This is a genomic window from Celeribacter sp., from assembly GCF_048259695.1.
In the GTDB taxonomy this organism is placed as follows: Bacteria; Pseudomonadota; Alphaproteobacteria; order Rhodobacterales; family Rhodobacteraceae; genus Celeribacter.
In genome coordinates this window covers 301,287-327,743 of the sequence record NZ_JBLXHL010000004.1, presented here as the reverse complement: position 1 = coordinate 327,743, position 26,457 = coordinate 301,287, and the positions used below count along the sequence as shown (strand labels likewise).

At 60.3% G+C, this 26,457-nt stretch carries 17 protein-coding genes and 1 tRNA gene; 15 read left to right on the top strand and 3 right to left on the bottom strand.

The window, feature by feature from the left end:
• Positions 1-39 precede the first annotated feature (39 nt).
• From ACN0Q0_RS09645 to ACN0Q0_RS09630, 4 genes are all read left to right on the top strand, one after another.
• On the top strand, positions 40-1,548 hold the full coding sequence (locus ACN0Q0_RS09645) for an FAD-binding domain-containing protein (protein WP_417243170.1): 1,509 nt from the start codon (positions 40-42) through the stop codon (positions 1,546-1,548).
• Positions 1,542-1,682: a DUF2256 domain-containing protein gene (locus ACN0Q0_RS09640; protein WP_417243282.1), complete on the top strand. Its 141-nt coding sequence runs from the start codon at positions 1,542-1,544 to the stop codon at positions 1,680-1,682. Before ACN0Q0_RS09645 ends, ACN0Q0_RS09640 begins: the two co-directional genes overlap by 7 nt.
• A gap of 126 nt (positions 1,683-1,808) precedes the next feature.
• Positions 1,809-3,302, top strand: a complete 1,494-nt coding sequence (locus ACN0Q0_RS09635) for a cryptochrome/photolyase family protein (RefSeq protein ID WP_417243169.1) — start codon at positions 1,809-1,811, stop codon at positions 3,300-3,302.
• 284 nt (positions 3,303-3,586) lie between these two features.
• Entirely contained in the window at positions 3,587-8,629 is a 5,043-nt protein-coding gene (locus tag ACN0Q0_RS09630) for a RecQ family ATP-dependent DNA helicase (RefSeq protein WP_417243281.1), read from the top strand.
• Positions 8,630-8,854: 225 nt separating this feature from the next.
• Here ACN0Q0_RS09630 and ACN0Q0_RS09625 read toward each other — a convergent pair whose 3' ends face one another.
• Positions 8,855-9,775, bottom strand: coding sequence for a LysR family transcriptional regulator (locus ACN0Q0_RS09625; RefSeq protein WP_417243168.1), 921 nt, complete (start codon positions 9,773-9,775; stop codon positions 8,855-8,857).
• 103 nt (positions 9,776-9,878) lie between these two features.
• Here ACN0Q0_RS09625 and ACN0Q0_RS09620 point away from each other — a divergent pair, with 103 nt between their 5' ends.
• From ACN0Q0_RS09620 to ACN0Q0_RS09610, 3 genes are read left to right on the top strand one after another with little or no spacing between them, the layout of a single operon-like run.
• Positions 9,879-10,772 carry a pirin family protein gene (locus ACN0Q0_RS09620; RefSeq protein WP_417243167.1) on the top strand — a complete coding sequence of 298 codons (894 nt, stop codon included), beginning with the start codon at positions 9,879-9,881 and terminating at the stop codon, positions 10,770-10,772.
• Between the two features lie 35 nt (positions 10,773-10,807).
• Positions 10,808-11,896 carry an NAD(P)/FAD-dependent oxidoreductase gene (locus ACN0Q0_RS09615; RefSeq protein WP_417243166.1) on the top strand — a complete coding sequence of 363 codons (1,089 nt, stop codon included), beginning with the start codon at positions 10,808-10,810 and terminating at the stop codon, positions 11,894-11,896.
• 39 nt (positions 11,897-11,935) lie between these two features.
• Complete coding sequence (locus tag ACN0Q0_RS09610) at positions 11,936-13,105, top strand: hypothetical protein (protein ID WP_417243165.1); 1,170 nt, start codon at positions 11,936-11,938, stop codon at positions 13,103-13,105.
• A gap of 443 nt (positions 13,106-13,548) precedes the next feature.
• Here ACN0Q0_RS09610 and ACN0Q0_RS09605 read toward each other — a convergent pair.
• Positions 13,549-13,638: transfer RNA gene (locus ACN0Q0_RS09605), tRNA-Ser, on the bottom strand.
• A 273-nt stretch (positions 13,639-13,911) separates the two neighbouring features.
• Between ACN0Q0_RS09605 and ACN0Q0_RS09600 the strand changes: the two genes are divergently transcribed.
• The 7 genes from ACN0Q0_RS09600 to ACN0Q0_RS09570 all read left to right on the top strand — a co-directional run bounded on the left by ACN0Q0_RS09600 (position 13,912) and on the right by ACN0Q0_RS09570 (position 20,465).
• On the top strand, positions 13,912-14,820 hold the full coding sequence (locus ACN0Q0_RS09600) for an SPOR domain-containing protein (RefSeq protein ID WP_417243164.1): 909 nt from the start codon (positions 13,912-13,914) through the stop codon (positions 14,818-14,820).
• A gap of 109 nt (positions 14,821-14,929) precedes the next feature.
• Positions 14,930-16,096 carry a D-alanyl-D-alanine carboxypeptidase family protein gene (locus tag ACN0Q0_RS09595; RefSeq protein ID WP_417243163.1) on the top strand — a complete coding sequence of 389 codons (1,167 nt, stop codon included), beginning with the start codon at positions 14,930-14,932 and terminating at the stop codon, positions 16,094-16,096.
• A 6-nt stretch (positions 16,097-16,102) separates the two neighbouring features.
• Positions 16,103-16,747 (top strand): dTMP kinase, encoded by a 645-nt coding sequence (gene tmk / locus ACN0Q0_RS09590; RefSeq protein ID WP_417243162.1) that lies wholly within the window; start codon positions 16,103-16,105, stop codon positions 16,745-16,747.
• The gene (locus tag ACN0Q0_RS09585) at positions 16,744-17,904 is read left to right on the top strand and encodes a DNA polymerase III subunit delta' (protein ID WP_417243161.1); all 1,161 of its coding nucleotides are present in this window, start codon (positions 16,744-16,746) and stop codon (positions 17,902-17,904) included. The genes tmk and ACN0Q0_RS09585 overlap by 4 nt, the downstream gene beginning before the upstream one ends.
• A 44-nt stretch (positions 17,905-17,948) precedes the next feature.
• Positions 17,949-18,734 (top strand): TatD family hydrolase, encoded by a 786-nt coding sequence (locus tag ACN0Q0_RS09580; RefSeq protein WP_417243160.1) that lies wholly within the window; start codon positions 17,949-17,951, stop codon positions 18,732-18,734.
• Entirely contained in the window at positions 18,731-19,525 is a 795-nt protein-coding gene (locus ACN0Q0_RS09575; RefSeq protein WP_417243159.1) for an MBL fold metallo-hydrolase, read from the top strand. Before ACN0Q0_RS09580 ends, ACN0Q0_RS09575 begins: the two co-directional genes overlap by 4 nt.
• Before the next feature lies 1 nt (position 19,526).
• The gene (locus ACN0Q0_RS09570) at positions 19,527-20,465 is read left to right on the top strand and encodes an AEC family transporter (protein WP_417243158.1); all 939 of its coding nucleotides are present in this window, start codon (positions 19,527-19,529) and stop codon (positions 20,463-20,465) included.
• A gap of 18 nt (positions 20,466-20,483) precedes the next feature.
• Here the strand turns inward: ACN0Q0_RS09570 and ACN0Q0_RS09565 are convergent, their stop codons facing one another.
• The gene (locus ACN0Q0_RS09565) at positions 20,484-23,309 is read right to left on the bottom strand and encodes a Hint domain-containing protein (protein WP_417243157.1); all 2,826 of its coding nucleotides are present in this window, start codon (positions 23,307-23,309) and stop codon (positions 20,484-20,486) included.
• Positions 23,310-23,610: 301 nt separating this feature from the next.
• Here ACN0Q0_RS09565 and ACN0Q0_RS09560 point away from each other — a divergent pair, with 301 nt between their 5' ends.
• Complete coding sequence (locus ACN0Q0_RS09560; RefSeq protein WP_417243156.1) at positions 23,611-26,370, top strand: Hint domain-containing protein; 2,760 nt, start codon at positions 23,611-23,613, stop codon at positions 26,368-26,370.
• The last annotated feature ends 87 nt before the right edge of the window (positions 26,371-26,457 follow it).

Here is a 26,457-nt window from a genome sequence, read left to right as displayed (position 1 = left end):
GACGTAATTGGTAAGAGTGACGGCAAAGGTGAATGGCTCATGCAAGTTGTTTGGTTCAAACGAGATCTGCGGTCTGCGGATCATCCTGCCTTGGCCTGCGCGGCACGAGCCGGTCCGGTTCTCCCGCTCTATATTGTCGAGCCTGATCTGTGGCAACAGCCTGATGCATCGCATCGGCAATGGGCCTTTATCGCGGAAACGCTTGCAGAACTGCGCGACGATCTCGGGCGGCTTGGTCAGCCTCTGATTGTACGTCAGGGGTCGGTCGTTGAAATCCTGAAAGGGTTGATGCGCCGAGGCGCGCTCTCGGCACTTTGGTCGCATGAGGAAACGGGCAATGACTGGACCTTTCGGCGGGATCGTCATGTCGCAGCCTGGTGTCGCGACAATGGGGTGCCTTGGCATGAGCTGCAGAACCACGGAGTCCAACGGAGGCTTCGGTCTCGCGACGGTTGGGCGACGCAGTGGGACCGGCTGATGGCCCAGCCCCGTGCCTGTGCGCCGCAACTGGTCCCCGTGGAGATAGAGCCCGGTCCGATACCCTCGGCGCAGGATCTTGGCCTTGTACCAGACCTTTGTCCGGGTCGGCAGGTCGGGGGGCGACGTGCCGGACGAGACCGCTTGGAGAGCTTTCTTCAACAGCGGGGTGAGCAGTATCAGCGCGCCATGTCCAGCCCGCTTGAGGGCGCTTCCGCCTGTTCGCGGCTCTCCCCTTATCTGGCTTGGGGTGCGATTTCGATGCGTGAAGTGGCGCAGGCGAATGAGGCACGGCGACAGACCCTGTCTGCCGCCGAGACAACGTGGCGAAAGTCGCTGCGGTCCTTTTCGGGAAGATTGCACTGGCATTGCCATTTCATGCAAAAGCTCGAGGACGAGCCGCGCGTCGAGTTCGAGAATCTCCACCGGCTTTATGACGGTTTGCGCCCGGGAACGCCTGACGCCGCACGGTTGGAGGCGTGGGAAAAAGGTGAAACCGGCTATCCATTTCTGGATGCCTGCATGCGATCCCTGCACGCCACCGGTTGGTTGAATTTCCGCATGCGCGCAATGCTCATGGCTGTGGCAGCCTATCATCTTTGGCTCGACTGGCGCGCACCGGGGCTGCATCTGGCGCGGATGTTCACCGATTACGAACCGGGCATCCACTGGAACCAGGTACAGATGCAATCCGGCACCACGGGCATCAATACTGTCCGGATTTATAATCCGGTGAAGCAGGGGTTTGATCAGGATCCCGCGGGCACGTTCATTCGCAAATGGCTGCCGGAACTGGCACAGATCCCCGACCAGTACCTCCATGAGCCATGGGCCGCCGATAACGCGGCAGAGGTGATCAACCGCCGTTACCCCGAACGCATTTTTGATCATATGGCAGCCGCAAAAGCCGCGCGTGAAAAGATCTGGGGGGTCCGGCGCCGGCCGGAGTTTCGCGCTCAGGCCGAGGCTATCGTGACCAAACATGCGAGCCGGAAAGGCCGCTCCGGTCGCAGGGCGCCGTCACCGAAACGCTCTGACCAACTGAGCCTGCCTTTCGGAGAGACATCGTGAAACACCAGAAGAAATCGGATTTGCCTCGGAAGATCTGCACCACCTGTAACCGCCCCTTTGTCTGGCGCAAGAAATGGGCGAAGGTCTGGGACGAGGTGAAATACTGCTCTAAACGCTGTAGGGCATCCTCATGACGGGGGCGTTTCCTGACGTTTCAGACCCGAAAGAGCGGATCGACTTTGAGCCAGCCCGCACCGCGGCCACGGTCATCGCAACCGCCTATTGCCCCATTGGCCCGTCCCCAACAGAGGGAACACCCCATGACTAAAGCCGCCATCGTGTTGCCAAATCAGTTATTTGCCGACCATCCAGCCCTGCTTGACCCTGTTACGCATGTGGTGCTTTTCGAAGACCCGCTGTTCTTTGGCGACCCACAATATCCGGCAAGGATGCACCGTCAGAAGCTTTGGCTGCATCGGGCCAGTATGGCGCGCTATCAACAGGCCTTGGTGAAACAGGGGGTGGTCGCCGAGATCTTTCCATATGACGCGCAAAAGGGTGCGTGCCTGCGGCTTTTCCAACACCTGAGGGGGCAAAAAGTCACCGGAGTGGTCATGGCCGACCCCGTTGATTTCGTTGCCGAACGTCGCCTTCGCCAGGCCGCCGATGACACAGGCATCGCCCTTGATATCCTGCCCTCTCCCGGTTTTCTGAACAGCCGGGCCGACAACCTTGAATGGTCTCGGGGCCGCAAGCGTTGGTTCATGGCAGATTTCTATAAAAACCAACGCCGTAACCTAGACGTGTTGATGGAGGGCGACCAACCTCTGGGCGGAAAATGGAGCTTTGACGAAGACAACCGCAAGAAGGTGCCAAAGGCGTTGTTGGCAAGCTTGCCCTGGATCGACTGGCCCGCCCATGACGCCATTGATGACGCCGCAAAAGCAAGTGTTCTTGCCGAATTCCCGAACGCGACCGGCCGTTTGGAAACGCTCTACTACCCGACCTCGCACGCGGCCGCCGCCGCTTGGTTCGATCAGTTTCTCGAGCGCCGGTTTGACCGGTTCGGCGACTTTGAGGATGCTATTGTCAAAGGTGAAAACTGGCTCTGGCATGCCATTCTGACCCCCGTGCTGAATATCGGTCTGTTAACCCCGCGCCAGGTGTTGGACACCACGCTCACTTATGCAAAGCGCAGGGATATCCCTCTCAATTCGCTTGAAGGATTCCTCCGCCAAATCATCGGTTGGCGTGAATTCATGCGCGCCACCTATGACGATCTCGGTGTCCCCATGCGCCGCACGAACCATTGGGGTCACCACCGCCCCATGCCCGATGCCTTCTACGACGGCACAACCGGCATTGCCCCGCTCGACGACACCATCCGGCGCGTACTCGCGACCGGTTATTGCCACCACATCGAGCGGCTGATGGTGCTTGGCGGCTTCATGTTCCTGTGCGAGATTGATCCGGACGACGTTTATCGCTGGTTCATGGAGATGTTCGTGGACAGCTACGATTGGGTCATGGTCCCCAATGTCTACGCCATGAGCCAGCACGCCGATGGCGGGTTGATCACCACCAAGCCTTACTTCTCCGGCTCGAACTACATCCGGAAAATGAGCCACTGGCACAAAGGGCCTTGGACGGAGGTCTGGGACGGATTGTATTGGCGTTTCATTTTCAAACATTCGGATGCGCTCGTAAAGAACCCGCGTTGGGCAATGATGTGCCGCACGGCACAGCGGATGAAGCCTGAAAACAAGGACCACCATTTGACGGTTGCCGAGAAATTTCTGTCGCAACTGAATTAGGGAAAACAGAAATACACACGAACCTGCGCCCCCCCGAACACAAGGCATTCGTGCAAAAAGAGCAAAGCGCAGCTTGGTCCGATCAAAACGATCGATCCGATTTTGCCTATTCGCTTGTCGCATGTCGACGCACCGCTTAGGGTCTGCTCGATTTCATAACACGTCCAGAGTTGATGGCCCTTTTTAGACGACGACAAACCAAACCCGACGCGCAAAAGCCTCTTCTGGAGCAGTGTCTTTCAGTCGACCTTGAAGTAAACCCCAAGACAGCCGAAATTTTCGATTTGGCTGCGGTGCGCTTCGGGCAAGAAACAGCTGTGATCCCGCCAAAGGGAAAGCTTTCCCAGTCGCTCGACAGGTTGGAAAAAGAACTACGGCATGTGCCCTATATCATCGGGCACAATGTCTTGCGGCACGATATAGAGCATTTGCTCGCAAAGCGCCCGCGCTTGGCGGCCAAGATACGGGCCGCCATCGATACGCTGTGGCTTAACCCCCTCGCCTTTCCACGCAACCCCTATCACCACCTCGTCAAACACTATCATGACGGACGGCTTCAGGCGGGGCACATCAACGACCCCGAGCTCGACGCGCGGTTGGTCTTCGAGGTGCTTGAGAACCAGATCGAGGCACTGACCGAGCTCAATGCGCAGTCCCCCGAGATGCTCACCGCCTACCATTACCTCGCGACCCGACAGGAGGGCCACGAGGGGTTCGATGCGGTATTTCAGGAGATCCGCAAAGCTCGGCCTCCCGAACGCAATGACGCGTTTGCGGCTATCAAACAGCTCCTGGAAAACCAAGCCTGTGGAGCGCAGGTGCAACCGGCGCTCGACGCGCTGTCGGATCCGCAAATGGCATGGCCCCTCGCCTATGCGTTGGCGTGGATTTCCGTCTCGGGCGGCGAGTCCGTGATGCCGCCTTGGGTGCGCCATGCTTTCCCGCAGGCCGCCATGATCGTGAGGGACTTGCGCGACACCAAATGCGGGGACAGCGCCTGTGCGTGGTGCCGCGAGATGAACAATCCCGTCGGCGCACTCAAGAAGTGGTTCGGGTTCGACGGCTATCGGCCTCAACCCGTCGACAGCGAGGGCAGGTCGCTGCAACAGGTCATTGTCGCCGAAACGATGGAACATGGGAACGTGTTGGGCATCCTTCCGACAGGCACGGGAAAATCCGTTTGCTATCAGGTACCTGCGCTCAGCCTCTATGACAAAACCGGCGCCCTGACCGTGGTGATCTCGCCGCTCGTGGCTCTGATGGCCGATCAGGTGCAGGGGTTGGAGCGGACGGGGATTTCCTCTGCCGTGACCATCAACGGGATGCTGTCCATGCCCGAACGGCAAGAGGCACTGGACCGCGTGCGTTTGGGACAAGCGGCCATTCTGCTGATCTCGCCCGAGCAACTCAGAAGCACCTCCGTCCGCTCCGTACTGAACCAACGGGACGTGGGTCTTTGGGTGTTGGACGAGGCGCACTGCGTCTCCAAATGGGGCCACGATTTTCGCCCCGACTATCGCTACATCGGGCGGTTCATCCGCGAATTTTCGGGCAGTGCCGACCCCGCCCCTGTCCTGTGCCTGACGGCCACGGCAAAGCCCGAGGTGGTACAGGATATCACCGGACACTTCCGCGATCGCCTTGGTGTTGATCTGGCCCTGTTCGACGGCGGGGCGACACGCACCAACCTGACCTTCGGCGTCCACCCAACCCGCAGGGAAACCAAGCTCGGTGACGTTTTGGCGACGATCCAGGAGTTCCTGCCCCGCGATGGCACATCGGGTGCGGTGGTCTATTGCGCCACGCGCAAGGAGACAGAGCGGGTCGGGGATTTCCTCAAGCAGCAAGGTCTGGCAGCGGCGCATTTTCATGCAGGGCTATCGGCCGATGACAAACACATCGTACAAGAGCAGTTCCGTGTTGGCGAATTGCGCGTGATCGCGGCCACCAACGCCTTTGGCATGGGGATCGACAAACCCGACATTCGCCTTGTCGTCCATGCCGATATCCCCGGATCGCTCGAAAACTACCTTCAGGAGGCGGGGCGCGCCGGTCGGGATCGCGCACCTGCCACCTGCGTTTTGCTCTACAACTCCGACGATGTGGAGCGCCAGTTTACCCTGACCGCCCGCTCCCGCCTGAGCCGCCACGAGATCGGCGCGATCCTCAAGGCACTGCGCCGCATGGACGAGCACACGCGCAGCAGCGGCAAAGTGGTTGCCTCCGCAGGCGAGATCGTGCGCGAGGAGAAAGACCACGCGTTCACCCGAGACAGCGCCACCGACGACACGCGGGTCAAAACGGCGGTCTCTTGGCTCGAGGAGGCCACACTGGTCCGCCGCGAGGAAAACCGCGTTCAGGTTTTCCCCTCTTCCCTGCTCGTGCGCACCGTGCAAGAGGCCGATGCACATCTGGCGAAGGCCGACATAACAAAAAAGCGGCACAAGCAACTCATGGACATCGTGCGCCATGTGATGAACACGCCCGCGGATCAGGGCATCACAACGGATGAGCTTACAGGCATCAGCGGGCTCTCGCACCGCGAACTCAGCAAAGCCATGGCCGACCTCGAAACCCTCGGCATTGCCCGCAACGATATCGCCATCACGGTCTCCGTCCATATCGGAATCGAGAACCACTCGCGCCAACGCCTGAAGAGGGCGAAGGACTTGGAAGCGGCCCTGATCGCGCAGCTACGCGAGTTTGCGCCTGATGCGGGCGTGGGCGATGCCCACCCGCTCGATATGGCCGCCGCGAGCCAGACCCTGCGCGATGCGGATCACGAGGGGGCGATCCCGCATGTCCTGGACAGGCTCCTGCGCAGCATCGAGCGCGATGGTCGTGACGCTGACGGCGGGCGCGGCAATATCCGCTTGCGCAAACTGTCGAGCAAAACACTGGAGGTCACACTGCAGCGCTCTTGGCCGGTGGTCGCGCGAACGGCGGAAGTGCGTTGGCTTGCCGCCGAAAAGCTGTTGGGCCTGCTCATGGGCAAAGCCCCCTCGGGTGCGCGAGGGAAAGACATCCAGATCGAGACGACCATCGGCGATCTGATGGCGGAACTGAACGGCGATGCCCTGATCGGCGGTCTTGGCGTCAAGGACATGACCAAGCTGATGGAGCGGGCCCTGCTGTGGCTTCACGAGCAACAGGTCATCACCTTGGGCAAAGGGCTGACGGTCTTCCGCTCCGCGATGACCATTTTCCTCAAATCAGGGCGCTCGGGCTTTACGCAAAAGGATTTCCTGCCGCTTGAGGAGCATTACCGCGAACAGACCCTCCAGACCCATGTGATGGCGCATTATGCCGACACAGGCATGGAGCAGATCGACGAGGCCATGAAGCTGTCGCAGGACTATTTCGAGATGGATCAAAGCCGTTTCCTGCAACGTTGGATGCCGGGGCGGAGTGTCGAGATGCGCCGCCAGACCACGGGCAAAGCGTGGAAACAGATCGTTGAAGATCTCGGCAACCCTGTGCAGCAGGAAATCGTGGCCGACGACCGCGAGGAAACCAACGTGCTTGTGCTCGCGGGGCCTGGCTCGGGCAAAACGCGGGTGTTGGTCCACCGCATCGCCTACCTCTTGCGCGTCAAGCGCGAAGACCCGCGCGGCCTGTTGGTGCTGACCTACAACCGCCACGCCGCCGCTGAAATCCGCGCCCGCCTGCGTCACCTCGTCGGCGAGGACGCCATGCGCGTCACCGTCTCGACCTGCCACGCGTTGGCCATGCGGATTGTCGGCGCGAGCTTTGCAGGCACCACGGCCAAAGAGCGCGATTTCGACGCGATCATCACGGAGGCCGTGCGCCAGATCAACGGCGAGGGTCTCAGCCCATCCGAAGCCGAAGCACAACGCGAAGCGCTGATTGAGGGCTATCGCTGGATCCTCGTCGACGAATACCAAGACATTGGTGCGGAGGAATACGCGCTGATCTCCGCCGTTGCGGGCCGTTCCCTCGAAGACCCCGACCAACGCTTGAGCCTGTTCGCGGTCGGCGACGATGACCAGAACATCTATGCCTTTGCCGGTGCGTCCATTTCCTACATCCGCAAGTTCGAGGAAGACTACCGCGCAAAACCCAAATATCTGGTCGAGAACTACCGCTCCACCCGCTACATCATCGACGCCTCCAATCAGGTGATCGAACCTGCGGCGGCGCGGATGAAAGCGGGACACGAGATCACCGTCGACAAAATGCGCAGCATGGAAGCGGGCGGCGGGGCGATGGCACAGCATGATCCGGTCGGCAAAGGGCGGGTGCAGTTCCTTGACGGCCCCGATAGCGAAGTCGCCCAAGCGATGATCGCCGTCGATGAGTTGGTGCGGCTCTCGCGTCTCGACCCGCGTTTCGACTGGGCACGCTGCGCCATCATCTCCCGCGACTGGCGCAGGCTGAGCGCGGTACGCGCCTATGCCGAACAGCTCGGCCTGCCCGTCGAGATGGCCAACGAGAAACTGCCAAGTGTCTGGCGCCTGCGCGAGATGCAGCGCCTTGTCGCGGGCTTGCGGCGCGCCCCCTCGGCCATGCTAACGGTTCAGGACATCCTCATGGTCCTCAATGAGCAACCCGCGGGCCGATGGGTCAACCTGATCGCCGAAGGCATCGCCGATCTCGCCCGTGATCTGGGTAAGAAAAAGATCCCCGTCCCTGATGCCGTCGAATGGCTCGCGGAATGGGCCCAAGATGTGCGCAGTACGCAAAGGGGACTGTTGCTGCTGACGGCCCACCGTTCCAAAGGGTTGGAGTTCGATCACGTGGTGATCCTCAACGGCGGTTGGAAGGCGCTGTCCAAAGGCGAAGACGGCGAAGCCCCCCGCCGCCTCTTCTACGTCGCCATGACCCGCGCCCGCCGCAGCCTGTCGGTCGTCACCAGCGGCGAGCATCCCTTCGTCCTCGCCGATTCCGAAAGCGAGCTGTTGCGCAATATCGATATGCCAAAGCGCGCGGACCTGCCGAGCCCCGACTGGTATCAGCTGCCCGATATGACCTCCGTGGATCTGTCCTACGCAGGGCGGCTTTCCGACATATCACCGACCCTCAAAGCAATCGCAGACTGCGCGATCGACGATCCGGTCTCGCTGCAACATCGCGACAACCGATGGCTGATTATCGACCGCAACAACCGCGTCCTCGGGCGCATGGCTGGAAACTGGCAGCCGCCGCAGCACTCCGCGATGATTTCCGGCAAAGTGGGAGCCGTCGTGACATGGCGAAAATCCGACAATGAGGACCGCTACCAAACCCATATCAAACGCGACGCATGGGAGACTGTGCTGCCTGAGTTTGTGTTCAGAGTTGACGGAAAAACTGAACCACTTCCGTAATTGAACGGCTCGAAACTTGCGGCGCCCCTGCCCGTCATTCCAGTCCGCAAATTGCAGAAAAGAACAAGTTTCAATTCACCTTTTAAATTGCTGGAAATATTGGATTATTTTCCACCTATGCATCAATACCCATTGCGCCGTATCTCTTCCTGACCTCACCTTCCGGGTGAGGAGGAAAGTGGTCTGGTTTGCCGGAAAGCGCCAAAGAACTGTCTGCGCTTGAGGTCATCCGCCACGGCATGGCATCTGCCGATAGGGGGCATGGGCTTCAAATTCTCTCCAGAGCAATTCAGCTACGGGGCGGACGATTGGTTTGGACTGGCGAAACGCATAGATGGTGACGTCGAAGGCAAGATGCGTGTGTGGCAAGTCTATCTCGCACAGCCGCCCTTGTTTCAACTCTTGCGCGATCATGTGTTCTGGCAGGCGGCCCCAGCCGAGGCCCGCGATCAGAAGGTGCTTCTTTGTGTGGAGGTCGCTGACGTACCAGCGGCGTTGGCCTTTCTGGACGCCGATTTCGCGGTCGAACAGCCCTCCGGCTTGCCCGCTGTCGCTTGCGATGACCTGATGGAAACGCCGCATGTCCGAGAGCCGCTTGGGATTGTCCATCTCAGCCCAAAGGGACGGTGACGTCACATTGCGCAACGTCGATGTCCCGAGGGGGATGTAGTCGAACCCCTCTTCCTCGAGCATGATCGAGGACATTGGCGAAATCGCGATTGCCGCGGTTTCCGTTTTCACGGCCTCGATGGCGCCGGACAGAACCTCGGGGCGCAAGACCACGCGGGTCTCGGGAAAGTCCGTTTGCAGTTTGCATAAGACGGGGGTCAGCGCGTTGAGGTTGGTGCTGGTATCCACCGCGATCGTGATCGTTTCTTCCTGCCCCTTCTCGAAATGATGGATCAACTGACCCAAACCCTCCGCCTCCGTCAAAACGCGCAAGGATTGAAGATAGACCCGTTTGCCGACGGGCGTGACTTCAAGCCGATACCCCGACCGGTCAAACAATTCGGTTCCGGTCTGGAATTCCAGGGCCTTCAACGCCTGGCTGATCGCCGGCTGCGTCCGGTTGAGGCGTTCGGCGGCCGCTTTGACCGAGCCGGTTTCAACAACGGCGCGCAAGACGTTCAGTTGATCGAGTTTCATCAGGCACCACAAGTTAAGAGTTGCTTATGTAGATACCAAAAAAACATAAATATCAATCAAACTCCGCTTCGCCTATCTCTTGCTCAACAACCGGAGCAATCCAATGAAACAAGTTTCTTTCCAAGAGCCGGCGCAGCCCGATCGGGTCGGTACATTTACCATCGCACGCGCCCTTCCGAACCGCGCTGTGAACGCAGTCGGCCCGTTCCTGCTTTTCGATCATCTGCCCAGACGCGAAATTGCGGCCGGTGAGTTGCCCGAGCCCGATGGCAGCTTTGCGCATCCCCATGCGGGTATCGTGACCTTCACCTATGTCATGGAAGGCGCGATGACCCATTTTGACAGTCTGGGAAACAACAGCACGGTCACGGCGGGCGGCGTGCAATGGATGAACGCGGGCAACGGTATTGTCCATGACGAGATGCTCGCCACACCCGTACGCCGTGATGGCGGGGTGCTGCATTCCTTTCAATTCTGGATCAACCTGCCCGCGTCGAACAAGATCGAGCCTGCGCAATATATGCCCGTCTCATCTCCGGACCTACCCGTGGTCATGCTCGCGGGTGGGCGTGGGGAGGTCAAGGTTCTGCTTGGCGGTTATGATGGGCAATCCTCGCCCATCCCCACCTATGCGGGCGAATTTATCTGGCACGTCAGGATCGAGCCGCTTGCGACGGTCGATATCGCCTTGCACGCAGGTCTGCTTGTCGCGGGATTCCTGCCGGCGCATGGGGCCGTGATCGGTGATGCCAAAATCGACGCGCAGACCCTCATCGGTTTGGACGCCCGGGATGGGACATTGGAGATGACCAACCCGGCTGTTGAACCACTCGATCTGCTGCTGTTTGGCGGTGAGGCGATCACCGACCCCATCGCCATGCGCGGCCCGTTTGTCATGAACAGCGACGGCGCGCTGGCGCAAGCCTTCCACGCATATCGCGCCGGAAAATTCGGACAGATCACCTATCCCGCCGATCACGCCGCCCACAAATCATAGACTAACGCCGCAAGGCCCCAAGAAGGTTAGAAACCATGTCACAGAAAATTGCCATTGTCGGTGGCGGCTACGTAGGCGCCGAACTTGCGAAGTCTCTCGACGACACCGCGCAAGTCATATTGATCGAGCCGCGCAGTCACTTCGTTCACGCGCCGGCCATGATCCGCGCGCTTGTCGACCCTTCGCTACTGGATCGCGCGCTCATTCCTTATGATCGGTTGTTGACGCGCGGCCGGATTATTGCGTCCAAGGCGATCGCGATAGGTGCGGCGGGCGTTACCTTGGCAGATGGCACGCGGGTGGAGGCGGATCAGATCGTTGTTGCCACCGGGTCTGACAATGCGATGCCGTTCAAACCGCAAGGCGCCGATATTGCCGGGCTCAAGGCGGATAATCACCGCATCCATAAGAGTCTCAAAGCGGCGCGGCGCATCGGCATTGTCGGGGCCGGGGCCGTTGGCACCGAGCTTGCGGGCGAAATCGCCTATGCCATGCCGGACAAGAAGGTGACGTTGATTTCAAGTGACACGGCATTGTTTCCAACGATGCCGCCAAAGCTAGGCACCGCTTTGGCGGCGAAACTGCGCAAGGCTGGCGTCACGCTCATTCTTGGCCAGAGGGCGGAGAACCTGAAAAGCTTGACCGAGCCCTACGCGGGAACCCTGCAACTCGCTGACGGGTCACAGCACGACTTCGACCTGATCTTTCCGGTTATCGGATCGCGCGCGAATTCCGGGGTGCTTGAAACGCTTTCCGGTGTCCAGAAAACGACGGCAAACCGGATCAAGGTCGACCCGTGGATGCGCCCGTCCTCGCTGCCCAATGTTTTCGCGGCCGGCGATGTCGCGGATGCAGGCGACGCGATGACCATCGTGGCCATAAGCCGCCAACTGCCTTGGCTCAAGGCAACGCTGTCCGGATTAGGGCAGGGCAAAACCGTCGAAGACATGAAGCCTTACACGCCATGGGGCAGCAAAGCGCCGATCCTTGTGCCGCTTGGCCCCAAACAGGGGAATTCTTTCCTCGGCTTCTTCACGGCGGGAAACGTCCTGACCAACAAGATGAAGGGCGCGGACCTGTTTCTCAAGAAATACGCAAAGCTGCTGAACCGGCCTGAAAACTGATCAGAACACAACTGAACCAAACCTCCAAAAGGAAAGACCATGGAAATCTCCCGAAGATCCTTTTTGACCTCAACCGCATTCGGAGCGGGTCTCCTGTTTGTCCCTGGCTTGCGCTCTGCGGCGATGGCCCAGACGCCGAAACGCGTCATTGGGAACTACGAGGCACCGGGCCTGTACGATCAGGCCGCCCAGGAAGTCGTGACTGACCGCGACGACGGCTATCACAATGATGGAAACCCGCGCCATTACGAGTGGTGGTATTTTGATCTGTTCACCCAGTCAGGGCTCAAGGCCGCGGTGGTCCTGATGGACCGCCCGCTGATCATGTTGGACAACCCTGATCTACCGCCGATGTTGATGTTGAACGTCGAACTCCCCGACGGCACCAACCGCGATTTTCAGGTGCCGTTCCCCGGCGTGGACTTCGTCGCGTCCGAGGAGCATTGCGACGTAACGTTGGGCAATAACTGGTGCAAAGGCCGCTACCCGAATTGGCAGCTTCACGCCGAGCATGAGGATGTGGTCGTCGATCTTGAGCTTGTCGCGACCGTTGAATCCTGGCGTGCCGGATCCGGTGCGATGTATTTCGACGAGGCGCTGACGGTGTTTAACGCGCATGTCGTGCCCGCACCGCGCGCAGTTGTGAACGGCACCATTCAGGTCGCGGGCGAAACCATCGCGATCGAGGATGGTCACGGCTATCACGACCACAATTGGGGCAATGCCGGTATCGAAGGTGTTCTCAAGGCGTGGCACTGGGGCCGTGCGGAATGCGGGGATTTCACGCTGAACTTTTCGTATATCCAACACAACACGGATTACGGCAACAAGGTCGTCTGTAAGTTCATGTTGGCAAAAGACAGTGAAATCCTGCTTAGCACGGGTGAATTCGCGGACAGTTTCGTTGGTGAAATCCATGTCGGCCCGCAGTCCGGCAACGGATGGCCTGACGGCTTCCTGATCGAAACCCCCTACAACGGCGGCATGATCCGGATTGAGATTTCAGGCAATCACCTCTTGAGCGATGCGCTCAATTCGGATCAGAAGCCAAATGACGAAACCGCCCAACCGGGCTATATCCGTCTTGGCGGCGACATCAGGATGACGGTACCACTCGCAAGCGGCACCGAGGTCGCAACCGGCAACATCATCCACGAAATGTCCTTCTCGGAGAGTATCCCCAAGGCGGACGCAAACTGGCTATTGTAGGTCCAAGCTTGTCCCCTCCCCTTTGCGAGCGCGCTGCAAGGGGGACGGTACGGGATGTCTGGATTGAAGCTCTCCTAGAACAAACATTTCGGCGCAATGTGTGGAAATGTGTGGAATGGCTGGTTTGGCGACCCCGGGCCAGCCATCGGCCAAAAGGACAATGCTCGGTACAGAGAAGGTCCTAAACATGGAAATGCTGCGCAAACACTACGATGCGCTTGGCAGCTTTCTTCATGTGCCAACCTTGAAACAAACTAAGTCCGGCAAGGCCCGCGCACCGGAAACACAACGGAAGCGTTGCACAGAGATCGCGGGTTACATTGAGTATGTGCTTGGTCCCCCATTCACAATGTCACGCTCGGTCTGCTCCCGCAAACACCTTTGATAACACGGGAAAATTCCGCGCCCGTCAGGGCGGTGCCACTGGTTCGCAATGGGGATAATGGCGGAGGCTCAGGGATTCGAACCCTGGGGACGCTTTCACGCCCGTCGGTTTTCAAGACCGGTGCATTCGACCACTCTGCCAAGCCTCCGACATGGGCGGGTTTAGCGACCTCGTTGCGATTCTAAAAGCCCATCTTGCACCTGATGCGAAACCGGCCACGCCACAGCCCCGGACGCTGCGTGCTGAATTTCGCGCATTCGCTTATGCGGGCTTTCCTCATCCCCGCCATATGGTTAGACTGCGCTCGAAGCCGAGTTTGGACGTGGGGTGCGCCAAGCGTACCCGAGCCGAATGGTAGCCAAAGGCGATGAGCAGACATAACGCGCCAAACGCGCGAAAAGGGATCAAGGGGCAAACTCACATGACCACTATGGGCAAAACCATGGGCGCAACCATTGGCACGGGGCGAAAATTTGCGCTCCTGCTCATCGGAACCCTTGCATTGACCGCCTGCGAAGACGGAAAAATGTCGGGTTTTTTTGACTCCGTGAAACCCAAAGCGTCCGGGGATGGTGCGTCGGCCCCTGCGGCGACGTCGGCCAAACTGGTCGAACGTGACGTCGAGGCGCCCGATGTATTCCAGGTGACCGATAAGGGGCTATGGGACGGGCGGCCATCGCTTGGCGGTGTGTGGGTCGCGCATTCCGCGGTTTCGGATCCCGAGCGCGTCATCATTCGCAACACCAAAAACGGTAAATTCGTGATCGGTGCGCTGTTCAAACGCGAAGCCACATCCCCCGGCCCGGAAATTCAGGTCTCCTCTGACGCCGCCGGGGCGCTTGGCCTTTTGGCGGGGTCCCCCGTTGAGTTGAACGTCACCGCGCTGCGCCGCGAGGAAGTGGCGAGCGAGGCCCCCGCGCCACAGGTCGATATGCTCGACGCACCCGAGGACATTGCGGCCACGCCACTTGACCCGATTGCCGACGCGGCAGCGGCGCTTGATGCGCTTGACGCCCCCGCGGTGACCCCCAATGCGCCGGTTGCGGCCCCCGCCCCCAAACCCAAACCCGCAACGGCACCAAAACCGACATCGGCGCTTGATAAACCGTTCATCCAGATCGGCATTTTCTCGGTTCAGGCCAACGCCAACCGGACCAGGGAGATGCTTGCGAGCCAAGGGTTAGTCGGCACGATCAAAACCGGTGAAAGTGCGGGCAAATCGTTCTGGCGTGTTGTCGTTGGCCCCGCCACCACCGCCGCCGAGCGCAAAACACTTCTCGCAAACGTGAAGAAAGCAGGCTTCACAGACGCCTACGCCGTCACGCATTAAGGTTGGGAACAGGCGCGGCCCACGGGTCGCGCCGCCCGCCCCGATTTTCAGGCCGGCCGGCCCCGACCGCCACGCCGCCCCTACCGCCAAGCAAAGGACACCCCGCCCGATGTTGCGCTCATTCGCCCGCCTTTCCAGCCTGATCTTTCTGGCAATCGCCCTCGCCGCGCCCGCCACCGCATTTGAAACCCGTGCGCGGGCGGCATGGGTCTATGACCTGACGACGCAAACCGTGTTGATGTCCAAGGAGGCGCAGACCCCCCTGCCACCGGCGTCGATGTCGAAACTGATGACGATCAACATGCTGTTCGAGGCACTGCACGACGGGCGTGTGACCCTTGACACCCGGTTTTCCGTTTCCACACGGTCCAAGGAAATGGGCGGCTCTACCATGTTCCTCAATGAAACCGACCGCCCCACGGTCGAGGAATTGATTCAGGGCATCATCGTGCTGTCGGGCAATGACGCCTGTGTCGCCGTGGCCGAAGGTCTGGCCGGAACCGAAGACAACTTTGCCCGTTTGATGAATGATCGCGCCCGCGAATTGGGTATGGAAAATTCCACCTTTGCCAACGCAAGCGGATGGCCCAACCCCGCACAACGCATGTCGATGGAAGACCTCGGCCTGCTTGCCACCCGTCTGATCACCGAGTTTCCCGAATATTACGGCTACTTTGGCCAACTCGAATTCCCCTATGACAACCGTGCGCCGCAAAACCGCAACAACCGCAACCCGCTGCTCAAACTGGGCATCGGCGCGGATGGTCTCAAAACCGGCCACACCCAAGAGGCGGGATACGGGCTTGTCGGGTCCGCGACCCAAGGTACCCGCCGCATCGTATTCGTCATCACCGGCCTGAGTTCCGAAGCCGAACGCGCCCAAGAGGCAGAACGGGTTGTGAACTGGGCCTTTCGGCAGTTCGTTGAAAAAACCGTAGCCGACAAGGGATACGAATTTGCCCGCGCCCCCGTCTGGATGGGCAGCGAAACCGAGGTGGGTCTGGTGGCCCCCGAGGCGTTATCGCTGTTGCTTCCCGGCACACAGCTTGACGCGTTGACCGCACAGGTGGTCTACACCGGCCCCATCGAGGCCCCGTTCGCACAAGGCGACATGTTGGCCGAACTGGTCATCTCCCGCGATGATTTGCCCGAGGCGCGTTTGCCGCTTGTGGCGGACCGTGGCGTGGACCGTGGCGGCATCGCCCCGCGCCTGCGCACCGCCGCCACCGTGCTGCGCCGCAAACTCGAAGGACAGGCCATTCCGGCCGTGCAATAATCCCATATGTTCATCACTCTTGAAGGTATCGACGGATCGGGTAAATCCACACAGGCCCGCCTTTTGGCCCGGACGCTTGAGGCGCAGGGCCATGAGGTCGTGTTGACCCGCGAGCCCGGAGGATCCACGGGGGCGGAAGAAATCCGTGCGCTTGTGCTTGAGGGCGATCCGGACCGGTGGTCGGCCGAGACCGAGATTTTACTGTTCACCGCCGCCCGCCGCGACCATTTGGAAAAGACCATCCGCCCGGCCCTCAGCGCGGGCAAAATCGTGATCTGCGACCGCTTTGCCGACAGCACCCGTGTGTTTCAGGGCGTCACGCGTGGAGATCTACAAGACAAGGTGAACCGCCTGCACGACGAGATGATCGGCGTTGAACCCGATCTGACGTTGCTGTTCGATATGGACCCCACCGTGGGCCTGTCGCGGGCCAAGGCCCGCCAGACCGCCGAAGAGCGGTTCGAGGATTTCGGCGCGCAGTTCCAGATCAAGGTCCGCGCCGCCTTTCTCGACCTTGCCGCCGCGTATGGACGATTTGCCATCGTTGACGCGGGGCGTGACATTGACGTGATTGCCGCCGATGTCGCACAGGTTGTCGCCGCCCGTCTGGCCACACACCGCGCCGCACACCAGTGCGGATCCGCGCAATGAGGGCGCCCGCCGGCGAGATGGAGCTGCCTCCCGAGGCCGATCGCACCGCCGGTGCGCCCCACCCGCGCGAGACGCTTCAGCTGTTTGGTCAGGACCGCGCCGAGGCCGATTTTCTCGACGCTTTTAACGCCGACCGCCTCCACCATGCGTGGCTGATCACAGGCCCCAAAGGCGTCGGCAAAGCGACATTGGCGTGGCGCATCGCGCGGTTCCTGCTCGACCATCCGCTTGAGGACTCCGGTGCGGGCGGCATGTTCGGCGACGCGCTTGCCAGACCGGAAGCCGACACGTTGCAGATCGGTCACGACACGCCTGTTTACCGCCGCTCCGCGCAATTGGCCGAGCCGCGCCTGTGTCTGGTGCGCCGTGCATGGGACGCCAAAAAGGGCAAGCACACAGCACAGATTTCCGTCGAGGAAGTGCGCAAACTCAACGCGTTTTTCCATATGTCCGCCACCGATGGCGGTCGCCGCGTTGTGATTGTCGACGCCGCCGACGAGATGAACGTCTCCGCCGCCAATGCCCTTTTGAAAACGCTCGAAGAACCGCCAAAGAACGCCTTTTTGCTGCTCGTCTCGCATCAGCCCTCGCGCCTGTTGCCCACCATTCGAAGCCGCTGTCGCGAATTGCGTCTCGGGCCGCTTGACCCCGAAAACCTCGCGCAAGCCCTTGACGCGGCGGGGTTTGATGCCGCAGATCGCAGTGACGCCCTTGCCGAATTGGCGGGCGGATCGGTGGGAGAGGCGTTGCGATTGACCAATCAGGACGGGATAGAGACCTACGCGGAAATCGTGGGGCTGTTTTCAAAGCTGCCGCAGTTTGATCGCCCGCGCGCGCTCAAACTGGCCGAAAGCTGTGTCGGGGCCGCCAATGTGACGCGCTACGATTTGGTGGTCGGGTTGATCGACCGCTTCTTGATCCGTCTGGCACGTTCCGGCGCGGGGCGCCCGCCCCTTGTCGAGGCCGCAACGGGCGAGGCCGCGTTGATGGTGCGGCTGGCCCCCGAGGGCCAAGCGGCCAAGGCATGGGCAACTTTGCAACAGACCTTATCGGCGCGTGCCGCCCACGCAAAGGCGGTCAACCTTGACCCCGCCGCGTTGATCCTTGATATGATATTCGAGATCAACGACACGGCCTCGCGCGTCGCTGCCCGTTAGGGGGGCATCCGGAGAGGCCCAAGACCAACAGGCGCTTTAGACCCATGCTCCCCACCCTCACGGACAGCCATTGCCACCTCGATTTTCCCGACTTCGACACCGAACGCGATGCCGTGGTGCAACGCGCTCTGGACGCAGGGGTGAAACGCATGGTGACGATCTGCACCAAGCTCAAAAACGCGGATCAGGTTCGTGCGATATCAGAGGCTTACGCGCCGGTGTTCTGGGCGGCAGGCACGCACCCGATGTCGGTGGCGGACGAACCCATGGCGACCTTGGACGCGCTTTTGGCCTTGGCCGCGCATCCCAAATTCGTGGGCATCGGCGAGACGGGTCTGGATTACCACTACACCTCCGAGAGTGCGCAAAAGCAACAAGACAGCCTGAGACTTCATATCGAGGCGGCGCGTCAAACGGGTCTGCCGCTGATCATTCACGCCCGCGCCGCCGACGAGGACATGGCGCGGATTTTGACCGAGGAGCATCAGGCGGGCGCCTACACATGTGTCATGCATTGTTTCTCGTCATCACGCGAACTGGGTCAGGCGGCACTTGATCTGGGGTTCTACCTGTCGATGTCCGGCATCACCACATTTCCGAAATCCGAAGAGCTGCGCGACATTTTCCGCGCCGTACCGCGTGACCGCATTTTGATTGAGACCGACAGTCCCTATCTGGCGCCCCCGCCCCATCGCGGCCGCCGCAACGAACCGTCCTATGTGGCGCAGACCGCCGCCAAAGCGGCCGAGACATTCGAGATGGATCTGGCCGATCTGGCGGCGCAAACCGAGGCCAATTTCGACCGCCTATTCACCAAGGCACGGCTGTGAGCCTGCGCTTCACCATATTGGGCTGCGGCTCGTCGGGTGGCGTGCCACGCATTGGCGGGCTCTGGGGCGCGTGTGACCCCGACAACCCGAAAAACCGCCGCCAACGCTGTTCGGCACTGGTCGAGCGCACCGGGCCGGACGGGACCACCACGGTGCTGATCGACACCTCGCCCGACATGCGTGAACAGCTTGTCCGCGCGGGTGTGACCCGCCTTGACGGGGTGGTTTACACCCACCCGCACGCCGATCATGTCCACGGGCTCGACGACCTGCGTCAGGTTGTGTTTTTGATGAAAGAACGTATCAGGGTCTGGGCCGATAGCGAGACCGAGAACGATCTGATTTCGCGCTTTGGCTACGCCTTTGTGCAACCGCATGGTTCGGATTACCCGCCGATTTTGGACCTGCACGCGATTGACGGTCCCGTCACCGTCGACGGTCCTGGCGGTCCGATCACGCTCACGCCGATCCCTGTGCGCCACGGACGCATTGGTGCGCTCGGGTTCAGGATTGGCGATCTGGCCTATATACCGGATGTGTCGGACATTTCCGAAGACAGCTTTGCGCTCTTGACGGGGTTGGAGCATTTCGTGATCGACGCGCTGCGCTACACGCCGCATTCCTCGCACGCGCATCTGGCCCGCACGCTCGAATGGATCGAGCGGCTCGAACCGGCCAGTGCCGTACTGACGAATATGCATATCGACATCGATTATGACACGGTGGCGGGCGAGACCCCCGACCATGTGCGCCCTGCCTATGACGGCATGACGATCGCATTCGGAGATTGATATGCAAGCGCTGTTCGATGTTGTCCTGCCCGTCTTTGTGATCGTCGGCTACGGGTATCTCGCGGCGTGGCGCAAATGGGTATCGGAGGCGACCATCGACGGGGTAATGTCGTTTGCACAAAACTTTGCCGTGCCGCTTTTGCTGTTTTCGGGCATCTCGCAAATCGACCTCGGCCAGAATTTTCACGCGCCCTTGCTCCTGTCGTTTTACGTAGGCGCATTTGCCGGTGGGGCCTTTGCCTTTCTGGGCGCGCGGTATGTGTTCAAACGCAGCCTGACCGATTGCATCGCCATCGGATTTATCGGTCTGTTTTCAAACTCTTTGCTGCTCGGAATCCCGATTACCGAACGCGCCTACGGGACGGATGCCTTGGGTTGGAACTTTGCCATTGTCTCGATCCACGCCCCGATCCTGTATTCGGTCGGCATTGCGCTTATGGAATATGCCAAAGCCAAGGGGCTCGGCCTGTCGCCCACGAAACTGGCCCGCCAGATTGCCCGTTCGGTGCTGCGCAACCCGCTTGTGTTGGGAATTGCGGCGGGGTGGGTCGTCAACATCGGCCAGATCGACCTGCCGCAGTTTGCATGGGACGCCGTCAACATGATGAAAGCCGCCGCTATCCCTGCGGCCTTGTTCGGCTTGGGGGGCGTTCTGGTCCGCTACAAACCCGAGGGCGACATGCGGGTGATTTTATGGGCAATGACGGCGTCGCTCATGGTCCATCCAACGGTCACCTACCTCTTGGCCCATTGGGTGTTTGATCTGGAAACGGGTGCATTGCGCTCGGCCACGATCACCGCCGCGATGGCCCCGGGGGTGAACGCCTATCTGTTCGCCAATATGTACGGCGCCGCAAAACGCGTGGCGGCCACCTCGGTGCTCATGGCGACGGCGCTGACCGTGGTGACCTCATGGGTCTGGCTCGCGATCCTGCCGTAGGTTCAACGCGCCAATCAATCACCGCCGCGCGGGAAGGCACACATGCCCTGCCCGCAAATCACGCCCCTTGGCAAAGCGCAGCACCGTTTCACCATACATCCGCACAGCAGTTGTCGCGGGCGCACCCGACATCAAAATGGTTTCGAGCGCAGGGAAAAGGTCGAACAACTCGGCCTTTGCCGCACGGTCGAAACCGGACAGGGCGAAACGTCCCGGAAACAGGCTTTCCGATGCGCATCCATTTGCCAAAATCAGCGCATGTTGTGGCAACAGGAGGTGATGATAGGTCACATCACGACAGCCGCGTGCGCGCCGCACCCGCCCATCTGTGTGGTCCAGCAAATGCACCGCACGCACCAGAACACGGGACTTCGCATGGCGCGAGAGGTCCGGTAAAACAAGCCCGTGCTGTGGCGACACCCAAAGGTCGCCAGAGTTGCCGATGGTGCCGTCACGAATACGGATGGGCAACAACTCGGGTTGTAGCGCAAGCCGTGCGTGTTTCACCGTGGTGCGCCCCGCCCACAGGACCGGTTGTGGGCCCATCGTAAGGGTGGTGACCAGATCGCCGTGCTGCAACGTCTCGACCGGACGTTCGCCAGAGGGCGTCATGATCCGTGTCCCCGAGACGAAACACGGAATACCCATTGCGTGCATTTCCGATACGCTATCCACCTGTGTCGGCGCCACGCCCGTCAGTGTGATCGTTTCCCCGTTGGGGAAGGTCATCACCGCATTGCCGCTGCCATCATCCGTGACCACAACGTCCCATCCGGTGACGGGCGTGCCGGCGCTACCCACCGTGACCGCAGATACATCCAGCTGGTCGTCGGTGTAGCCATCGGAATTGCTGTCGGTGAAATCGAAATCCGTGATCGTATCGTTGCCGAACCCATCGGCAAACACCATCGTGTCCTGACCGTCACCGGATTCAATCGAGTCATCCCCTGCGCCACCGGTAATGGTGTCATTATCATCGCCGGTATAGATATCCTCATTGCCACTGCCGCCCAGAACCACATCGTCCCCATCGAGGGTGCTGTAGACGGAGTCATGCGTGTTCGCGGAGGCGTCGATCGTGTCTCCCGCATTGGTGCCGTCGATTTGCTCGATGCTGTTGGCGGTCCCTGTGGCGGTTGTCGCATTGAAATCATAGGTGAACGATGTGCTGCCAATATAGGTGATATCCACCCCCGAGGATGTGCCGACCTCTTTGAAATCGGCAATATCCCACCACCCGTCCCCTGACAGGTTGGTGACATCATCTGTTTCGATGACTTCGAAGGTGTCGTTGCCGCTCCCGCCGGAGAGGTTGTCGGTGCCGGAGCCCCCCGACAGGGTGTCCTCGCCATCGCCGCCGTAAAGGGTGTCATCCCCTGTCCCGCCCACGATCCAGTCATCACCGGCGTCCCCATAGATCGTATCGCTGCCCGCGCCCCCTTCGGCGTAGTCACCGCCCGCCCCGAGTGCAATCGTATCCGCACCGTCGCCCCCATAAACCGCGTCATTGCCCGATCCGCCCGTGAACGTATCGTCCCCCGCGCCGAGCGCATATGTGGCCCCTGATTGATCAAGGGAGGCATCCACCGTATCGGCCTCGCCGGTGAGCCGGAAATTCTCCATCGAGTTGCCGACACCGGACGTCGCAGGCACCGTGATGAACTCATAGGAAAATGTATTGTCACCCGTATAGGACAGATCAACGCCACTGCCCGAGCTATAGGTGAAATCGACGGTATCCCAATCATCATCGCCGTAGACATTTACAGTCTCGTCGGTGGTGACAATGTAGAACGTGTCATTCCCGGTCCCGCCCGAAAGCGTATCGGTGCCGGAACCACCCGTGAGATGGTCGTTCCCCGCCTCGCCTAAAAGCGTGTCATCGCCTGCCTCGCCATAAAGGACATCGACGCCCGCACCACCATAGAGCACGTCATCGTCATTGCCGCCATGCAGCGTATCATTGCCCTCGTTGCCATAGATGATGTCGTAGCCGTCCCCCCCGTAAATGGTGTCATCTCCCGTGCCACCATAAATCTCGTCATGCCCGCTCTCGCCATACAGGGTATCGTGGTCCGCGCCGCCGTAGATTTCGTCGTCCCCCGCGCCGCCGTAAATTGTATCGTTGCCCCCCTCGCCATAAAGCGTGTCGTCATAGAGGTAATTTTGCGTGCCCGCCGCGTCATCAATGACGTCATCACCGTCACCACCGTAGACAAGATCACCGTCGGAGCGGGTCGCACCACCCCTCCCGTAATAAATGGTGTCATTGCCCGCGCCACCGTCGATGTTGTCCGCCCCATCGCCTGTGGAGATGGTGTCATTGCCGTCACCCGCAATGATCTGGTCGTCATACCCGCCACCGGTATGGTTCTGTGCCAGATCGGGATCATAGGTGGGGGTGGCCATCGCCGAAAAGTCGGGTTGGTTCGAACTTGTGACGTTTTGAACGGCCGTGACGTGATAGGTGACACCGGGCACCATTTCGGGGGTGGTGAGCATGCCGATCTGGCCGCCTGCGATCTCGATCGTGTAGACATGGATGGTGTTGCCCGCACCATCGCTAAGGGTCACATGTTCCTCGGCATAGATTTGACCCGACGCGATGGTTCCGCCGGTCGTATCTGTGACAACAGCCGTTTGATTGGCATCATCCCCGATCTCGCCCGCGCTATTATCCCCGTCGAGTTTACTATCATCGTCGGTGATCGTGTAGGTGAGGCGATCCTCGGAATTGTCCCAAGCCGGATCAAGTTGCCACACGTGTCCAACCTGCGCCGACAGGCTTCCTGACGTCGACGAGAGGCTTGATGCGGCATAGCCGTTGAGGTTGTACGTGGCCATCGGGTCTGTTTTCCCACCTTTTCCCTACCCACGACGGTACGCTTAAAGGACCAAAAAACCGTGTACGTGGCCGCTTACTTCATTCAAATACATCATAAATACGAATTGAATGGCGCCGCTGAAACGCCGGTTTCCCCACCCGAAAACTGTGACTCATTGGAAACAAACCACCAAAAAATCCAATGATTTCGTCGAATGGACGAATAGGTGCCCCATTCTCGCCACATTTCGGCATAGAACTGGTCCCCGAGCAGATCCGCGCCGTCAGAGTGTGGGCAAAACTAAAAATTGCAGGTCTCCAATGCCAACGTATACGATTCAGTATTACGATTATGATCCCCGTGGGGCTCTGCCCACATCCGGCACATTCACCTACGCAGGCCCGAGCGCCTATGCCGGCGATGCCGTCATCACCGACAACCAATCCGGCACGGATGGGGCGGGTCTGGACGATGACAACGCGAACGAGAATGCGACGGTTGATATTACGCTTGGCGGCACGACCTACACGGGCGTTAATCTCGATGCGGAGATCAGTTGGACCCTAACCGACCCTGCAACAGGACAGGTGTTCAACGTGGTCGCGGTCGAGGTGGACACGCCCGGGACCAATCAATGGATCATGCTGTCAGAGACCCCTCTGGTTGCCGGCACCGACTACACGGTAACCTCCTATGACACCCTGCCCAATGGCGGCACCGATGATCCGGGCTTTGTCTATGCCTTTTACGAAGATGGCGTAATCGAAGGCACAAGCGGCGATGACACCATCGACACCGCCTATGACGGCGACCCCGAAGGCGAGCGGGTCGATGACGGCGCCCTGAACGGCGGCGTGTTCAAGTGGAACGATCTGGGCAACCAGACCAACTATATGGACAGCTCCGGCACGCTGACCTCCGAGGGCATGACCATGTCCTTTGAGATCATCGACGACGGCACCGGCGAGATTGCCTATGACCCGACCGGAAACAACGCTTACAATCTGAACGGATATACGGAATCGGGCGAAGTGTTCGATCCGGACAGCACCCTGTTCCTGTTCGGCGAGCGCACGGGCGGCGCAGGGGCCGATACCATGACCATGACCATGGATTTCGCCGCAACAGATCCCGCCAGCGGTCTGAGCGACGAGGTGCGCAATGTGTCGTTCCGCGTCAACGACCTCGACAAGGTGACGGGCGGTTTTACCGATGTTCTGACCATCCGCGCCTATGATGCGGACGGCAACGAGGTGCCGGTCGAGTTTGTAACAGGCTCGGCCCACACGGCCGTTGGCAACACGGTGACGGGGACCTCCTCAACCAACACAGGCGACGCGGCCGGTTCACTTCTGGTCAATATCACGGGGCCTGTGGCCTCCATTGTCATCGACTACGACAACACGGGCACAGGCACGCAAGGCATCTGGCTCTCAGATGTGGTGTTTGACGCCTCCTTCCCCGACTACGACGATGTGATCAACGCGGGCGATGGCAATGACACCATTGATGCGGGTCTGGGCGATGACATTATCAACGCGGGCACCGGCAATGACACCATCATCGGCGGTGTCGGCGCGGACCAGAACAATGGCGGATCCGGTCAGGACACACTCGATTATTCCGGCTCGGACGCAGGCGTCAACGTCAACCTTGCGACCGGCACCTATTCGGGTGGCTATGCGGCGGGCGATACGGGCAGCGGCATAGACGGCATCATCGGCTCCGATTTTGATGACACGCTGATCGGCTATGACGGCATGGATACGGATCCCGTCACGGGCTACACCAATGTCTTTTACGGCGGGGACGGCAACGATTACCTCGACGGTGCGGGCGGCGATGACCAACTGTACGGCGATGCGGGAGACGACACCATTCTGGGTGGCTCCGGCAATGACACCATTGGTGGTGGCACGGGTGCCGATACCATTGACGGCGGCACGGGCAACGACACCATCGACGCGGGCGACGATAACGACACGGTCACAGGTGGCTCCGGCAATGATACGATTTACGGCGGCGCGGGCGACGACATCCTTGATGGCGGCGACGACGACGACCTTTTGTATGGTGGCGACGACAGCGACACGCTGACCGGCGGCCTTGGCGATGACACGCTGTTTGGCGATGCGGGCGACGATATCCTGTTTGGCGGTGACGGCGCGGACACCCTCACAGGCGGCGAAGGCAGCGACACGCTCAACGGCGGCGCAGGTGCGGATAACCTCTATGGTGGTCTGGGGGACGATTTTATCACCGCAGGTGGCGGCGACACGGTTGTGGGGGGCGATGGCTCCGACACGGTCTATATCGACCCGTCACAGGTGGATGGCTCGGCCATTTTCATCGACGGCGAAGAGACCAACGACAGCGGTGCGGGCGATGTGCTCGACCTGTCATTGCTTGGCCCCGGCCTTTACACCCCCGGCTCTGCGGTTTTCTCCACCCCCGATCAGGAAAACGGCACGATCACCCTGTCGGACGGAACGGTTATCAACTTTTCCAACATCGAAACGATTATCTGTTTCGGGCGCGGTACACGCATTGAAACCCCCTATGGCCCCCGCCCCGTCGAGAGCCTGAAAGCGGGGGATCTGATCCTGACGATGGATCACGGCCCACAGCCGTTGCGGTGGATCGGATCGCGCGAGGTCCCTGCCGTCGGGGCCTTTGCCCCGATCGCGTTTGCGGCGGGCGCACTGGGCAATTCCGGCCCCCTCGTCGTTTCGCCACAGCACCGCATGTTGATGCAGGACTGGCGCGCACAGGTGTTATTCGACGCCGAGCAAGTCTTTACCGCGGCCACACATCTGGTGAACGGTGACACCATCCGCCGCGTTGAGGGCGGCACGGTGGAGTATTTCCACATGATGTTCGACGGTCACGAGGTGGTCTATGCCGAGGGCGCACCGTCCGAGAGCCTCTACCCCTCCGCGCACACGCTCGGCTCGATCGAGGCGGCGGCCCGCGAGGAGCTGTTCCACGTTTTCCCCGAACTGCGCGCAATGCCCTACGCCGATCACCCGACGGCGCGGCGGTGCCTCAAAGGCTATGAGACCAAGCTTCTGATCGCCTGACCGGCCTGGTGAAACAAAACCGGTTTAAAGCCCTGCCCTTTGGCGGGGCTTTGCGGTTTTGTGGCGTGGGAGGCACTGATGCACTGG